This is a genomic window from Edwardsiella sp. EA181011, assembly GCF_000800725.1.
GTDB classification, from domain to species: Bacteria; Pseudomonadota; Gammaproteobacteria; order Enterobacterales; family Enterobacteriaceae; genus Edwardsiella; species Edwardsiella anguillarum.
Genome location: NZ_CP011364.1, coordinates 2,607,927 through 2,622,278, shown reverse-complemented (window position 1 = coordinate 2,622,278; position 14,352 = coordinate 2,607,927). Strand labels below are relative to the sequence as shown.

Genomic DNA, 14,352 nt, shown 5'->3' with positions numbered 1-14,352 from the left:
ATTTGATAAGTGTCAACGATAGATGCAGGGACGGCCTATCATTAAGATAGGAACCGACAATTAATGATGTTTTTTTAGATGCATATACTGCCTTTCAGGCAAGATTCGGCGATAAGTTTGTATATTACATGGCAATATTATCTTTTCCTGACAGATGATCTTTACCCAGCGCGCAACCGCCGTCGTCTGGACGGCGGTGTGGCGATAGACCCCGGCGCTGACGCCGCGGTGATCGCATCGTCAGTAAACGCCGACTTATTATGGCATTAGTTGGATAAAGAGATTACGCCGATAATGAATTCCTTTTCACCGTACTTAATTGCATTATGATGTTCGCCGTTGATATAGGTCTGCATGGTGATCGCCAACAATAGCGCATCAGTTTTGAAATGCATGAATTTATTTAATTTATGAATTGTTGGGGAGATATTAAATAGACGCTAACATAGAGACAAATTACCAATCAGCCTCACACTTTTTATTAAGATAGTGGAAGTTGTTATGGGTGCAATTACAGTATTAAAACACTGGATTGTTACGGCACCTGCAGGCAAAACCTGATCGTTGGCGATGATGTCAAAGGTCAGATTTTTTTTGTTTTGTCGCTGCGGCCGACCTATCGACAGCGGCGGGAGAGCGCTCGGGGGGATGATGCGCATATTGCCAACATCCTGAATAATAATGTGATACTGGCGTTGGATAGCCGGCAACGCGAGCTGGTGATTGGGGCGAGGCCTTGCTTTTCATCAGTGCGTAGGGGATATCCTGGATGAGGGTAGAATAGAGAAAATATTTACACTTCAATGTAATAGATTAAACTGTCGATCTCATGACATGATTCTACACCTTCCCCTGGATGCTATAGCCACCTGCGAGCGCATTATTTTATCGGCTTATACTGGCGCAGGTCGGGCTCGCCAGCGCATTGGCGGAGTACTGCTATTGCGCCATTGAGCGACATCGCCGAGGGGCTGTTATTCACAATGAACTTTTACGGGAACGCTGCGGAAAGACGTAGGAAAGGAAAGTAAGTAGGAATCGCCTTATCTCTCCATGCTAGTATAGCCGCAGGATTTTCGACGACATAGGCCCTATGAGTACGGATACGACATCGATAAGCCCGAAGCGGGTACTGGTCTTGGCAGCCTGCATGCTTGCCACCTTCATGGCGGCGATTGAGGTAACGATTGTCTCTACCGCCATGCCAACCATCATTGCCGATTTGGGCGGTTTCTCCCTGCTGGGATGGGTGTTTGCCGCCTATTTGCTGACGCAGGCGATCTCTATTCCTATCTATGGGCGGTTAGCGGATCTGCATGGCCGCAAGCGGATGTTTTATATCGGCGCCTCGCTGTTCCTTTTGGGCTCTGTGCTCTGCGGCTTTGCCCACAGCATGCTGTGGCTGATCGCGTTCCGCGCGCTGCAGGGGGCTGGCGCTGGCGCGATTACACCGATCGCGGTCACCATTATTGCCGATGTCTATGGCCCCCTTGAGCGTCCCCGCATTCAGGGCTATCTCTCCAGCGTCTGGGGCGTATCGGCGATCGTCGGGCCGTTGATGGGGGCATTTATCGTCCAGCATTTCCACTGGTCCCTGGTCTTTTGGATCAATTTGCCCATTGGCTGCTGCGCGATGTATCTGCTATGGCGTTATTTTCCCGAACAGCGACATCCGCGGCGCCATGCGCTGGATCTGGCCGGAACCGCCTGGCTCGCCATCGGCATCAGCGCGCTGTTGCTGTCACTGCTTCAGGCCGAGTGGCTGGGGTGGTGGGTGCTGCTGCTGCTGGCCATCGCCGTGCTGAGTGGTTTTTTACTGTGGCGTCAGGAGCTGCGCGCGACAGAGCCCCTGTTTCCGGCCGTACTCTGGCGCCAGCGCATTATGGTGGCCGGCAACATCGGCGGGCTGGTCGTGGGGGCCGCCATGATGGGCGTCGCCGCATTTTTACCCACCTATGTGCAGGGCGTCATGGGATATTCGGCCCTGGAGGCCGGTACGACGCTGGCCCTCATGTCGATAGGCTGGCCTATCGCGAGCACGCTCAGCGGCCGGCTGATGGCCCATACGTCATACCGGACCACGGCGTTGCTGGGCGCCCTGTTGCTGATCGCGGGAAGCCTGTGTCTGCTGTGGCAGACTCCACAGGGGAGCCTGTGGTGGGGGCGAGTTTCGGCCTTTATCATCGGCGCGGCGATGGGAATGACCAATACCACCTTCCTGGTCTCCGTCCAGAACAGCGCGCCGCATTCCATGCGCGGTATTGCGACGGCCTGCACGGTGTTTACCCGTATGCTGGGCTCTGCGCTGGGCACCGCCGTGCTTGGTGCGACGCTCAACCTGAATCTGGCCTGGCGCCTACCGCAGGTGAGCGATCCGGTACAGCGGCTGATGACCCTGCGTACTCAGCCGGCGGCAGAGGAGGTCGGCGCGCTGTTGGCGCCGGTCGCGGCGTCGCTGCATGCGGTGTTTATTGCGGCGGCGCTATTGGCGTGGCTGGCCCTGTTGGCGGCATGGCTGATCCCGGCGGGGGCGGGGCTGCGCGAGCGGATTGAAGAGATCGGGGATAATAAGTAGTCCAGGCCGCCGACGGCGGCCTGGGCGTTTAGCGTGGATTCACATGGGCGCCTGGCTCGGCGCCGTCGGTACGGATATAGACAATTTTCTGAGTGTCGTTACCGCAGTGACCCACAACTTGACCGCCTGCCTGCTGTACCTGATCGTTGGGGACGATCTCTAGCGTAAAGGCCTCCTGGGGGACACCGTTGGCCACGATCTTCTGGCTAATCTCATCCCGAATGCTTTCGCAGGAGGAGGCGGCGGCATAAGAGAACAACGGCGCCAGGAGCAGGGCGGACAATAAGATAGGTTTATGCATAGGATACCTGTCAGTTAGGGGGTTAACGGACGCCCGCTCTGGCGATCCAGGCAGCGGCGCGTCTCTGGCTCCCAGTAGGCGTTGACGTTCAGACTGCGCTCACAGCGCTCTCGCTGCTCGATGGCCCGATCGGCCTTATCAAACTCTTTCTCAACGTGGCTGTTGACCTTGTTACGCAACGGGCGGGTTTGATCCCATTGCTCCCGCTGTTCACGCGCCTGTTCTTTGGTCAGCGAGTTGTCTTGTCCACCGCTGGAGCCAAAGACGCAGGTGCTACCGGCCTCGCAGCTGGCGGCCTGCGCGGCGCTGTGCCAACCGACGCCGCCGAGCAGTAGCAGCAGGGGAATCAAACGGGCGAGTCGATGTCGTTTCTCTATCTTCACAGTGTTGTCCTCAGCGAAATGCACTCTTCAGACCGCGCAGAGCGTCATTGATTCAATCTGCCATGATTTTCTCTATGACGCCATAGCCGTAATCGGCGAATGCCTATTCGCCGCGATAGATCGCCAGAGGTGAGAACGACTGGGAGACTGGCATCATCTCCATCGTATTGATGTTGACGTGAGGGGGCAGCGTGGCCACCCAGAACACCGCCTCGGCGATATCGTCGGCGGTTAGAGCGTGCGCGTCTTGATAGGTACGGGTGACGCGCTGCTCGTCGCCTTTAAAGCGGACGCTGGAGAATTCGGTACCGCCAACCAGACCGGGCTCAATGTCGCTCACCCGGATTCGGGTTCCGTGCAGATCGGCCCGCAGACCAAGACTGAACTGGCGGACAAAGGCCTTGGTTGCGCCATAGACATTGCCGCCGGCGTAGGGCCAGCTGCCCGCCGTTGAACCGATATTGATGATATGACCCGCGTTGCGGGCGACCATTTCAGGCAGCAGGGCACGGGTCATGTTCACTACGCCTTTGACGTTGGTGTCGATCATGGTTTCCCAGTCATCGATATCCGCCCGATGGGCGGGCTCCAGCCCCAGAGCGAGACCGGCGTTATTGACCAGCAGATCGACGGTGCGCTGCGCCGGCGTCAGGTGCGCGATCGCATCCTGGATCGCGGCCCGATTACGGACATCCAGCTGAACGACCGTTAGCGCGTCGCCCAGCTCATCCCGCAGCGCCTCCAGCCGTTCTAGGCGCCGTCCGGCGGCGATGACGTGATGGCCATGACGGATAAACTTACGGGCGATTGCAGCGCCAAACCCGGCGCTAGCACCGGTAATGAAAACGTTCATACTCACTCCCTCGCGTGTGGATAAATTCGGCGCGCCTTTACAACGTTTCACAACCGTCGGCGTTACGCACCCTATTGGAACACTGCCTATCAGAATGCCAGAATTATCCTAATATGTAATCATGATAATAATTCGATACAGTTCATATTTTAAGATTCTATGGTTTTTATTCGTAATATACTATCTGTCTTATTAAAATCGAGATATTCTTAGCAGGGATTTACGTTACTACGTATAAACATGCGACATATTAAGGACTATGCAAGATGCATGAAAAACCAGTAAACCATGTCAATGATGAGATCGATCTGCTTGATATCATTAGGCAGCTATGGCAAGGGAAAGTGATTGTTTTTTGTGTTTCAATCGTGTTTCTCGCTATCGCAGGCATTTATATCATGTTAGCTACGCCAAAATGGACGGCGGAGTCAACGCTTTCGAAGCCTTATCTTAACCAGTTGGCAAATTATCCCGCGGGGGTCATGTTGAGCCAGGCCTGGCCGATGAATGAGGGGGATAACACTCCTGCCATCGATGGTGAAAAAACAACCAGCAATGTATTTAATACCTTTGTCGCCACGGCCAGTGCCCAAATTCTCTCAGGTATCAACATCAGCATTCGCCCCGGCGCCACCGCCGATACATATATTATCTCCTCAACGGCAAACGATCCGGCATCGGCAAAGGAGAATTTGCAATCGGCCTTAATGTCGCTGCGTGATGAGACTCGTAAGCAGCTGGATGCGTCGATGTACAGCTCGCTGCGTGAACGAGCTAATAGCCTGAAAATACAGATGCAAGCTCAGGAGAATAGCGCCAAGGCCCAGCGAGACTACCGTGTTAGCGTGTTGAAAAATGCGTTGCAGTTAGCGCATCAGATGAATATTCAACAGACCAAGCTTAACCCTGTATCCGGAGAAATATCTGACGACATGCTATTTATGCTTGGTGTCCCAATCTTAAATACAATGATTGAGCATGAAAAAAACTTGCCGCTTAAGTTTAATGCCAGTTATTTTGATATGCAGGAGATGTTCGCTTCGATTAATGGTTTTAAGCTAACTGGCGACAACCTATCCATATTTAATGCGACAAATATCTCCGTGGATAAAGTCGGGCAAAAGCGCGCTTTGATTTTGGTTTTATCCTTATTGCTTGGCGTAATTTTAAGCTGTGGATATATTTTGCTGAGAAACGCACTGCGCAGCGCTAACAAGTAAGAGCTATTCATAAAGGCATGTGCATCGCTTGGCATGCCTTTTTTCTTTATACCGATGAAGCCTCCGTTCCCCGTTCCGGTTTCCCCCGGCAATTATTTATCAGCATAGTAATGTCTACCCGATCCATTTGCTCTGGGCGCAGATAGCGCTTAGCGTAGTTCAGGTAGACACCGCTTTGTAGAAACAGGCAAAATACATCGACATCAATGTGCTCCCTACGGCACATCTCACCCATGATCGCGAGCGTCTGCGATAGCGTCTTGGCCGGCTTATAGGGGCGATCGCTGGCGGTTAGCGCCTCAAAAATATCGGCAACGGCCATAATACAGGCCTGTATCGACATCTGGCTGCGGATCAGCCCTCGGGGGTAGCCGGAGCCGTCGATATGTTCGTGATGGCTGCCGGCAATATCGGGAACCTGCTGCAGGTGGCGAGGAAAGCTAAGCTGATTCAGCATGAGGATCGTCTGAATAATGTGTTCATTGATCTTAAAGCGCTCCTCGTGAGTTAAGGTTCCGTGCGCGATCGTCAGATTATGCAGCTCACCGCGATGATACTGATACTGCGGTATATCCATGGTAAATCCCTGCTGGCGATAGGCCTCAAGCGGCTCGTTGCCGTGGCGCGGCAGGAGATGCTCCGCTCTGTCGGCCAGCAGCAGTTCATTCACCGGCAGCGGCGACTCTGGCGTCGCCTGTCTGCGCTGCATCTCATCGGCGGAGAGGCCGATTCTATCGGAAAGGGTGCGGGTCCAGGTTCGCAGGGCGATGGTACGCAGGCGCTCAATCGCGTCCGGTGACAGGGATTCGCTGCCGCGATTACAGATGGCGACAAAGGCAAACTCCTCATCCAGCTGTGATTTTAGCGTATCGCGCACGTGCGCCAGCATCGTCGGATCGTCGCCTTCCGCCATGCCTTGCCAGTAGGCGACGTCAGCATCCCGCTTTAGCAGCTCAAAGCGCATACGGACCTCATGAATACGGTCATACAGGGTCTCCAGCTTGGTGGCCTTTTCCATCACGAAGTCCGGCGTCGTCACCTTGCCGCAGTCGTGTAGCCAAGCGGCAATGCGCAGCGCCTCCCACTCGTCGTCAGAGAGGGAGAAGTCAGCAAAGGGCCCCTGTTTTTGGTCACAGGCCGCCTGCGCCAGCAGCTTGGCCAGCACGGGCACCCGCTGGCAATGCTCGCCGGTATGTGGGCTTTTCGCATCGATGGCGCCGGCGATGATCCGAATAAAATCCTCCAGCAGACGCTTTTGCTCATCCAGCAGACGCTGGGTATTCAGCGCGACGGCGGCCGTTCCGGCCAGCGCCTGGGCGAAGGCCAGCATGCGCGATGAAACGGGAAAGTGCTGATGATCGATGAACAGGATCAGCTGCCCCAGGAGTTCTTGATCGGCATTTCTCAGGGGAAGCAGCAGGAGGGTCAGCGGTCGGATCACCGGTGGGAAAGCCGGGAAGGCCGCCGCCAGCGTCGGCGGATCAATGGTACGCCGGATGAGCTGCTGCTGCTGCATCCGTTGGAGCAGACTCATCCCGGCGGTAGAAACCCAGGTATGACGTTTATCGATTGTCGTGGTCGTATCCAGCCAGCGTGACTGAACCGGGTGCAGCCCTCCCTGTTGGGATAGCAGGATTAATCCTCCCATCGCATGGGTCTGGCTGGTCATTTCACCAAGGATCCGCGCCAGCAGTACGGGCTGGTGACGCTCACCGACCAATGCCTGAGAGATCGCCATAAAGTGGTCGATGCTCTCTTTCATTTTTCCGAACGCTTTTGCCAGTCGGTAAATTTCAACGATGTTACTCTGGACATTGACCGGCTCATCAAAACGGAACTCTTCGATTTTCTTAACTTCATCAACCAGCTGATTCAACGGCTTGGATGCGCGGTGCGCCAGCCATATCGCACCGATCAGCCCCAGCCCCAGCCCCAGGATCAGCAGCGAGATCCGCAGCATTCGGCCGACGTCCTGCCGGGCGCTGGCCATCAGCTCCGCCGTGGGCGAGGCCATCAGCAGGCGTAGCGTCTCTCCCCCAGCACCTTAAAGGTAAAGAGCATCCCCTCCCAGCGTTCACCGTTGGCAAGATCCAGCGAGACGGGCTGTAAGGGCGGCATCCGGCTAAGCTGGGCCAGCGGGAGCAGCTGCGGGTTGTCAGTATCGGCCAACGTAGGCAGGTGGGCAATGCCCTGGCCGTTGGTCAGTAGCCCCGGCAGGCCCAGATCGCTGGCGAGGATCTGTCCCTGTGCGTTAAGGAGAACCAGGTGGCTGTTGGGCGTAATGCGGGCCGCCTGCAGCATGGCATCTAACCCATTAATCTGAATATCGCTTCCCGCGACGCCGGGGGCCTTGAGCATGCGTGCTGAGAGCGTGATCCCCAGCAGGCCACCGCTGGCAAAGCGGTATGGCGGGGTACCGTGCAGCGTGCCCGGGTCGGTGGCCATCTGATACCAGTTGCGCGTGCGCGGATCAAAACGGTAGGCGGCAACGCCGCGCTGCTCCAGGAGGGTTAAATTATCATTATAAAACAGATAGTTTCCTGCTATGTTACCATCACCGCTCAGCGTTTGGCTCTGCACCATCCAGGCGGTTCCCGCCGGCGGATCGAACTGACGGATCATTTCGGCCGACGGAATATAGCGACGGACTAGAAAAAACGTACCGTTATCATAGCCGGTATAGAGCGCAGCTAATTTGGGGCTATTGCGTAATGCGGTGACATAGAACGGCAGATGCTGCAGGCGATCTGCCAATGGCTGCGTCGCCATCTCGTTGCGCTGGTTGGCCAGCAGCTCGACCAGCAGCGAGCCGCTGTGGTAGGCCTGTTCCATTTCATTAGCGGTTTCACTGACGACGCTGCGATAATGATTGTACGTCGTCCTCAGGAGCAGGCGGGTGCTGGCGTGATATTGATACCAGAGGATCAGGCAAGAGAAGACCAGTAGCAGCCCGACAAACAGGTAGGCAATATGCAAATAAAAGGGAATCGCGCGCGGAGGCTTCATGGTGATCCAGGCAACGGGTCAAGATTCAGTTAACTTAAGGATAGCACCCGGCGGTAAAGATGCCGGGCCTATCTGGATTAGCTGACTCAGTTACCTTTTAACGGCACGATCAGCGTATCAATGTTAATGGCGTCAATGGTGTTCTTAGCCACGGAAAGAAAGGAGACAAACTTCTGGGCAAACGCGCTGTTGTGATGCCCCAAAATCACCAAATCGATTTGCTGCTGCTGAATAAAGTCTTCCAGGGATGCAGAAAAATCATTGCTGATCATAATGGTAATTTCTGGACATGCGGCGCCAACGGTTTGCTGCAGTGCGGTGGCCTGATCTTCCAACTGAGAAAAGTAGGGTGAGTTTCCGCCGTCGTCACCCGGATCGATATCAAGCACGACATGCACCGGATGCAGCGTTGCCTGCAGGCATCCGCCCAGCTGAACGCCCTTGCTCAATAGCTGAATGTCCTCTTGGGATCCGGTTTTAAGGTCAAGTAGTACCAAAATATTTCTGTACATAATTGTTTCTCCTATTGGCCCTATTGTTAAATTTAGCCGTATTACTCGCGATCCGGTAACAAAAAATAACTGTTTAATGTATGGAAAATAGTCATAACGATTGGTTCCTGCGCAGGCGGATAAGCGGTGGGGGGCTAGAGACATTATTGCCGGCGCCTAAATGCGCCATGGCAATATATGGCGTATGCTGAAGCTGATAATTGCAACGTCATGCGTCGTTGCTGACGCCATTTCCCTCAGGTTACGAGGAGTTGAACAATGAAGCTCTCTTCTGTCTCTGCTGCTTCCCCATCGGCCGTTCCGCTAAGCCAGGATTCGTGTACCACGATCCTCATTGGCGCGGCGGCGACCCGCGACGGTTCACGTATTATTGCCCGCACCGAGGATCACGATCCGCTGCTGTCGAAGGTGCTGCTCAAGCATCCGCCGCAGGCGAATCAGCGCGGACTGTTCCACGCCAATGAAAATGCCTTTAGCTGGCCGCTACCCGAAACGGCGCAGGGCTATAGCGCATTTGCCAACGGTAAGCCCGGAAAAACGGCGGCGCAGATGACCTGGGGCGCCGCCGGATTTAATCAGCGCGGCGTCGGAATGAGCGCCACCGAGACGATTTTTGCCAGTGAACAGGCTCTGTTACACGATCCTTATCTGAGCGAGAGTGGGATCACCGAGGACAGCATTGTCGATATTGTTCTGCCCTATATCGACTCCGCACGGGAAGGAGTGTCTCGCCTGGGAAAAATGATCGAAGAGCAGGGCGCCGGCGAAGGGTTTGGCGTTGCCTTTATCGATCAGAATGAGATTTGGTATCTGGAGACCGGCAGTGCGCACCAGTGGCTGGCCGCTAAACTGGCGCCGCACTGCTATTTTGTTACCGGCAACCAGGGACGCCTGCGCGACTATGATCCCGACGACCGTGACGGCTATATGGCGTCGGCCTCGCTGATCGACTTTGCCCTTCAGCATGGGCTGTATGATCCCCAGCGCGATGGTCCATTCAATTTTGAGCGGGCCTATACGCGTCATGACGATCGCCTCGACGGCTATTACAACTACCCGCGGGTGTATGCCCTGCAGCAGTTATATCGCCCCGATCCGGACAGAACGCTGCAGCAGCCGCAACGGTTTGCGGTCTTCGAAGCGCCCAGCGATGCGCTGGATGTGGAGTCGGTTAAGCGAGGGCTGCGCAACACATACGATAATCTGGGGAGACAGCCCTATGCGGATACGCCGGACTATACCTGGCGGCCGATCTCCCTGTTCCGCACCCAACAGTCCCATATCCTGCAATCGCGCAGCGGTTTGCCGCGCGCGCTGAGCGATGTGATATATCTATCCTACGGTATGCCCAGTATCTCGCTCTATATTCCGTTTTATCCCAACGCCGGGGGCGATGTGCCGGCCGCCTATGGCGAGGTTACCGCCGGGGAGGCCGATACATTCTCGGCGCAGTGGCAGTTTCGCAAGCTGCAGACGCTGATTATGGTGAACTACTATCGCTATGCGCCGAGCGTTCAGCAGGCGTATCAACGGTTGGAATCACGCTTTAGCGATCTGCAGCAGGCGATGGAGTCTGAATATATCAAAATTTATCAAGAGGATATAGCTGAGGCTGACCGTCTGCTTCAACGCTTCGGTGAGCAGGTGTTTGCGGAGGCGCTAGAGACGACGCAGACGCTAACCAACCAGCTGTTTACCCAGCTGGCGCAGGATGTTAACGCGAAATACCTGTTCGCCGGCGCCTAGATAGGCGCTATCTCGCCGGTGCGCCGCTAAACGTGAGTCAAATAGTGACATTGTCACGTATTGTCTGCTGCGGCGCTGCCATCAGGGCAGATCCTCGATGGCTGTAATGGAAGAGAGGGGCTTTTCGTTGTGTCACTCATCTTAGCCGTTGGCGTTTACGCAGACGACAGGGTCGACGTGCGTCATCAGACACAGTACCGGATGTTCTGCCATAACCCTGCGCTCCGCCTCGCTGGCGATATGATGTCCTGCGGTGATGCTAATCCGGCCATCGATTTCCAGATGGACATCGACCAGGATCAGATCGCCGCTTTTGCGGGTTTTCAGCGCATGCAGTCCGATGACCCCGGGGGTAGATAAAATGGCCCGTCGGATGGCATCGTTCTGCTCCGCGTCGGCGGCCCGATCGGTTAAATCATGCAGCGCATCCGCGCTAAAGCGCCACCCCATACGGCTCACGATTACCCCGACGATCAGCGCAGCGATGGGATCGAGTAATCCGAACCCCAGCAGATTTCCAGCGATCCCGATGGCGACAACCAACGATGAGGCCGCGTCCGAACGGGCATGCCAGGCGTTGGCGACCAGCATCCCAGAACCAACCCGGTGGGCAACGGCGAGCATGTAGCGAAAGAGTATCTCTTTCGCCAGCAGTGCAACAACCGCCACACCTAGCGCGACGTAGTGCACGCGGGGGATGGCCGCCGGATCGCTGAGCTTATTGATGGCTGAAACGATCATCCCAATACCGACGGCCAGCAGGAGTCCTCCCAGGATCAACGAGGCCGCATTTTCGTAGCGCCGATGTCCATAGTGATGATGCACATCCGGGGCCCGCTGACTACGCTGAACGGCGCAGAGGACGACAAAGTCCGCCGCCAAGTCGGATAACGAATGGAGACCGTCGGCGATCAGCCCCTGAGAGCCGGAGAAAACGCCGGCGACGATCTGAAACACCGTCAGAGCGATATTGACGACCACGCTGATCCAGGTGCTGCGTTTACTGGCCGCCTCACGGCTCTGATCCACGCTGGGGCCCCGGGAAAACGGCATGTGCTGCGGTTGACTCATGGCATAAAGCTCCTGGATTGGCGAAAGAGAGAAGAGAGCGAGGCCGCTCGTCCTCAGTCGAGATCCAGGCGCGGCTCATCCAGATGCTCCAGCATGCTGGCCACCATCCGGGAAATATGTGAGTCCGACACGAAGTAGAACACCTGTTTACCCTGGCGATCGGCCGTCACTATCCGGGCGGCGCGGAGAAGGCGCAGATGGTGGCTAACCAGCGATGGGCTGATATCCAGCGAAGCGGCAATATCACCGACGGCAATCGGATGCGCTCGACAGCAGAGCGTAATGCGTAGCCGGGTGGTATCCCCCAAGAGACGGAAAATATCTGCCAGCTCAGCGACGGTGCCTTCTGCGATAGTTAACATCATTAATACCAACACATGAATATGTGTTCATATGTTATTTCTAGTTGATAGCGTTGTCAATACGACGAATCATCAGGAGATGAGTTTTAGGGGGCAATTTGGATATCGAAAATTATGGTACGTTAAGACTGTTCTTTGACCTTCTCTGTTCAAAGTTTAGGATGCGCTAGGCGAAATGAGCAGGGGTTTATCCCTGTTTCCATTCCAGATTTCACGCAGCGACACCATTTTTAGCGAGGCGGTATGGCGAATTTTACGGCAATTTGACCGCGTAGTGAGCGTATCGCCAGCGCTATGGCAAATAACGCCGATAAAATAGTCTGAGGTATCGCATTACATCACTCAGCGAGGGCGAATTGCGAAGTCCGGGTTAGCGTGGTCATCGAGTGCCAGGCTCGCGGCACTTATTTTATCGGCGTCGCGCAATTGCCGATGAGTGCGAGCGTATAAGGTGAACCGCGGGGATGGTCACAGCCGTCAATCTGTATCAGCTCGCCAGTACATGGCCGCCGGTAACGGGGCTGATGAATTTTCGGTGCGCGTTGTCTTCGGGGGATCCAGAGTCCGGCTTTTATCATAAGGCGTCTGATTGTTTCCTTGCCCAGGACCAGACCGTGAACTTCCTCCAGTTTTTCCCGGGCCAGCGTGGGGCCAAAATCGCGGTAGCGTTCTCGTATGATACTCAGCGCCTGGTCAGTCAGTGATTTTGGCAACAGGCGGTTGCCAGTGCGACCGCGACTCTGGTTGTTCATACCAAGCGGCCCGGACTGGCGATAACGCTTCAGCAAACGGCTGCAATGGCGTGGTGTGATGCCGAGCATGTCCGCAGCCTGACCAGGACGCAGGTTACGTTCAATGACATCCTGAAGGATTTTGAGGCGGTTGATTTCTTTCACGGTGAACATCCCGGCGTCATGTATAGCCATAGAAAACTCCTCATCAGGAAAAGTGAGTCGTTGACCAGACATACAGATTTGAAAACTATAGCCTGGACATTCCTAATGAGCCACAAATAGACATTAGCATTGAGCCTCTACAATGTTGGTGCGTATAATGTATATTATGTTAAATTGCGAATGAACAGAGAAATGGGGAGTGTTCTCATCGAATACGTACCGTTGTTGCCTCGCCATATTGACACCTCCCCTGCGGCGTTAATCTTCCCGACGCGCATAATGATCCGACCAGCCTTTTACATCGTTATCGCTGCGGCGGCGCATATCACGACAGCCGCAGCCTCTTTCTTTCGCCGTATCATTGCTATCGCTGCGGCCGCATCTTTTCCGCTGAGTCCGCAACGAATGAGATGGCATTCTGCAGCGTGTTATCGTGGTGACGTCTCTCGTCATCCCCGTCCCCCGGCAACATGCCTCGTCGCAGAGATCACCCGTCGTTATCGCGGCCGATTGTTCCGCTCAAGGTTTCCCTCTGGTTTCCTCGCTACGCAACGCATTTGCCGGCGGCTCCATAACACCGCATTTTATGATGCGCCGTTCACAGCCGATATTCCTAGGCATCAGATAAATGTTCTGACAGTGCCCGCGTTGTCGGTCGCGCAGTGGTCGATGCAGCCGCCCTGCGCGTTGGCGTCGCTACGTGAAATCTGCGCGTCGATTAACAGGGTTACCCTGCTGATTTTTTCTAGCGACACCGCGCTTGCGCATAAAAAATGCAGCCGTCGGTTGTTTTGACGGCCGCATCGTATGATTTATACGCAGCGGATACAGCTCAGCGCGTTTTTAGTGCGCTGAGGCCGTTTCCGGCTGCAGCACCGGGTACCATCCCCAGCCTGGATCCTTATGGTTTTGCCCGCTCAGCGGCCAGTTGGGGCCAATGCCGTAGTCCCAGGCAGCCACCGGTGGCTGCGTTTCGCTCACCTGCCAGAGTTGAATGCCCTGAATGTTCAGCATGACAAAGGTGTAAGGTGACGAGCCTATTTTACCCACCTCGCTACCGCTTAGGGTGCCCAATACCGTGACCAGATGATGACGGTAGCTGACTGGATCGAGGAAGCGATCGCTACGGGCGATAAGCCTTCCTTGGTAATGCTGATCTAGCTGCGGTCTGGCAGCGCTGTTTAACGGCAGCACGGCAATCTCCAGCAACGTCTGTTTGGGCTGATTAATCACGTTGATGACCCGCCCACCCAGGCGAACCTGCTGACCCGTGTAGAGATTGGGCGTCATGCGGATCTGGTTAAAGTCTTTTTGCAGTATCGGGCTGTTGTTACCCTGTATATCGCCAGGAATGGCGGCGCACCCGCTGAGTATTAGCGGTGCACAGAGCGCAGCGGCGAATAGTGAATGTCGGCACTTCATCATGA

General features: G+C 55.3%; 14 protein-coding genes and 1 pseudogene. 5 read left to right on the top strand and 10 right to left on the bottom strand.

The genetic code is table 11. From position 1 onward, the window contains the following. Positions 1-723 precede the first annotated feature (723 nt). Positions 724-954 (top strand): CAT RNA binding domain-containing protein, encoded by a 231-nt coding sequence (locus QY76_RS19325; protein ID WP_235439385.1) that lies wholly within the window; start codon positions 724-726, stop codon positions 952-954. A 139-nt stretch (positions 955-1,093) separates the two neighbouring features. After that, positions 1,094-2,575, top strand: a complete 1,482-nt coding sequence (locus tag QY76_RS11505) for an MDR family MFS transporter (protein WP_034163427.1) — start codon at positions 1,094-1,096, stop codon at positions 2,573-2,575. 28 nt (positions 2,576-2,603) lie between these two features. Here QY76_RS11505 and QY76_RS11500 read toward each other — a convergent pair whose 3' ends face one another. The 3 genes from QY76_RS11500 to ydfG form a co-directional block, all read right to left on the bottom strand. Further along, a complete protein-coding gene (locus tag QY76_RS11500) occupies positions 2,604-2,876 on the bottom strand; it encodes a DUF1161 domain-containing protein (protein ID WP_034163426.1) in 273 nt (90 codons plus the stop codon). 14 nt (positions 2,877-2,890) lie between these two features. After that, positions 2,891-3,226 (bottom strand): DUF1283 family protein, encoded by a 336-nt coding sequence (locus tag QY76_RS11495; protein WP_081854131.1) that lies wholly within the window; start codon positions 3,224-3,226, stop codon positions 2,891-2,893. A 136-nt stretch (positions 3,227-3,362) separates the two neighbouring features. Further along, positions 3,363-4,112, bottom strand: coding sequence for a bifunctional NADP-dependent 3-hydroxy acid dehydrogenase/3-hydroxypropionate dehydrogenase YdfG (gene ydfG, locus QY76_RS11490; RefSeq protein ID WP_034163424.1), 750 nt, complete (start codon positions 4,110-4,112; stop codon positions 3,363-3,365). A gap of 266 nt (positions 4,113-4,378) precedes the next feature. Here ydfG and wzzB point away from each other — a divergent pair, with 266 nt between their 5' ends. Further along, complete coding sequence (gene wzzB / locus QY76_RS11485; RefSeq protein WP_034163423.1) at positions 4,379-5,332, top strand: LPS O-antigen chain length determinant protein WzzB; 954 nt, start codon at positions 4,379-4,381, stop codon at positions 5,330-5,332. Positions 5,333-5,378: 46 nt separating this feature from the next. Here wzzB and QY76_RS11480 read toward each other — a convergent pair whose 3' ends face one another. The 3 genes from QY76_RS11480 to QY76_RS11475 form a co-directional block, all read right to left on the bottom strand. Next, positions 5,379-7,346: an HD domain-containing phosphohydrolase gene (locus QY76_RS11480; protein ID WP_235439384.1), complete on the bottom strand. Its 1,968-nt coding sequence runs from the start codon at positions 7,344-7,346 to the stop codon at positions 5,379-5,381. Further along, positions 7,346-8,338 (bottom strand): hypothetical protein, encoded by a 993-nt coding sequence (locus tag QY76_RS19320; RefSeq protein WP_235439383.1) that lies wholly within the window; start codon positions 8,336-8,338, stop codon positions 7,346-7,348. Before QY76_RS19320 ends, QY76_RS11480 begins: the two co-directional genes overlap by 1 nt. A gap of 86 nt (positions 8,339-8,424) precedes the next feature. Further along, complete coding sequence (locus QY76_RS11475) at positions 8,425-8,850, bottom strand: universal stress protein (protein WP_034163421.1); 426 nt, start codon at positions 8,848-8,850, stop codon at positions 8,425-8,427. A gap of 258 nt (positions 8,851-9,108) precedes the next feature. Here QY76_RS11475 and QY76_RS11470 point away from each other — a divergent pair, with 258 nt between their 5' ends. Beyond that, a complete protein-coding gene (locus tag QY76_RS11470) occupies positions 9,109-10,596 on the top strand; it encodes a C69 family dipeptidase (protein ID WP_034163420.1) in 1,488 nt (495 codons plus the stop codon). Between the two features lie 141 nt (positions 10,597-10,737). Here QY76_RS11470 and QY76_RS11465 read toward each other — a convergent pair whose 3' ends face one another. The 3 genes and pseudogenes from QY76_RS11465 to QY76_RS17995 form a co-directional block, all read right to left on the bottom strand. Further along, on the bottom strand, positions 10,738-11,667 hold the full coding sequence (locus tag QY76_RS11465; protein ID WP_034163419.1) for a cation diffusion facilitator family transporter: 930 nt from the start codon (positions 11,665-11,667) through the stop codon (positions 10,738-10,740). A gap of 53 nt (positions 11,668-11,720) precedes the next feature. After that, entirely contained in the window at positions 11,721-12,032 is a 312-nt protein-coding gene (locus QY76_RS11460; RefSeq protein WP_034163418.1) for a helix-turn-helix transcriptional regulator, read from the bottom strand. A gap of 461 nt (positions 12,033-12,493) precedes the next feature. After that, positions 12,494-12,955, bottom strand: a pseudogene (locus tag QY76_RS17995) (helix-turn-helix domain-containing protein); the annotation flags it as partial. Positions 12,956-13,105: 150 nt separating this feature from the next. Here QY76_RS17995 and QY76_RS18765 point away from each other — a divergent pair. Then, positions 13,106-13,720, top strand: a complete 615-nt coding sequence (locus QY76_RS18765) for a hypothetical protein (protein WP_144418110.1) — start codon at positions 13,106-13,108, stop codon at positions 13,718-13,720. Between the two features lie 48 nt (positions 13,721-13,768). Here QY76_RS18765 and QY76_RS11445 read toward each other — a convergent pair whose 3' ends face one another. Continuing rightward, entirely contained in the window at positions 13,769-14,347 is a 579-nt protein-coding gene (locus QY76_RS11445) for a Slp family lipoprotein (RefSeq protein ID WP_181937468.1), read from the bottom strand. Positions 14,348-14,352 lie beyond the last annotated feature (5 nt).

Coding starts and splice junctions, on each gene's coding strand:
- QY76_RS11505 (WP_034163427.1), top strand. CDS start 1,094: ATGAGTACGGATACGACATCGATAAGCCCGAAGCGGGTACTGGTCTTG.
- QY76_RS11500 (WP_034163426.1), bottom strand. CDS start 2,876: ATGCATAAACCTATCTTATTGTCCGCCCTGCTCCTGGCGCCGTTGTTC.
- ydfG (WP_034163424.1), bottom strand. CDS start 4,112: ATGAACGTTTTCATTACCGGTGCTAGCGCCGGGTTTGGCGCTGCAATC.
- wzzB (WP_034163423.1), top strand. CDS start 4,379: ATGCATGAAAAACCAGTAAACCATGTCAATGATGAGATCGATCTGCTT.
- QY76_RS11480 (WP_235439384.1), bottom strand. CDS start 7,346: ATGGCCTCGCCCACGGCGGAGCTGATGGCCAGCGCCCGGCAGGACGTC.
- QY76_RS19320 (WP_235439383.1), bottom strand. CDS start 8,338: ATGAAGCCTCCGCGCGCGATTCCCTTTTATTTGCATATTGCCTACCTG.
- QY76_RS11475 (WP_034163421.1), bottom strand. CDS start 8,850: ATGTACAGAAATATTTTGGTACTACTTGACCTTAAAACCGGATCCCAA.
- QY76_RS11470 (WP_034163420.1), top strand. CDS start 9,109: ATGAAGCTCTCTTCTGTCTCTGCTGCTTCCCCATCGGCCGTTCCGCTA.
- QY76_RS11465 (WP_034163419.1), bottom strand. CDS start 11,667: ATGAGTCAACCGCAGCACATGCCGTTTTCCCGGGGCCCCAGCGTGGAT.
- QY76_RS11460 (WP_034163418.1), bottom strand. CDS start 12,032: ATGATGTTAACTATCGCAGAAGGCACCGTCGCTGAGCTGGCAGATATT.
- QY76_RS18765 (WP_144418110.1), top strand. CDS start 13,106: ATGAACAGAGAAATGGGGAGTGTTCTCATCGAATACGTACCGTTGTTG.
- QY76_RS11445 (WP_181937468.1), bottom strand. CDS start 14,347: ATGAAGTGCCGACATTCACTATTCGCCGCTGCGCTCTGTGCACCGCTA.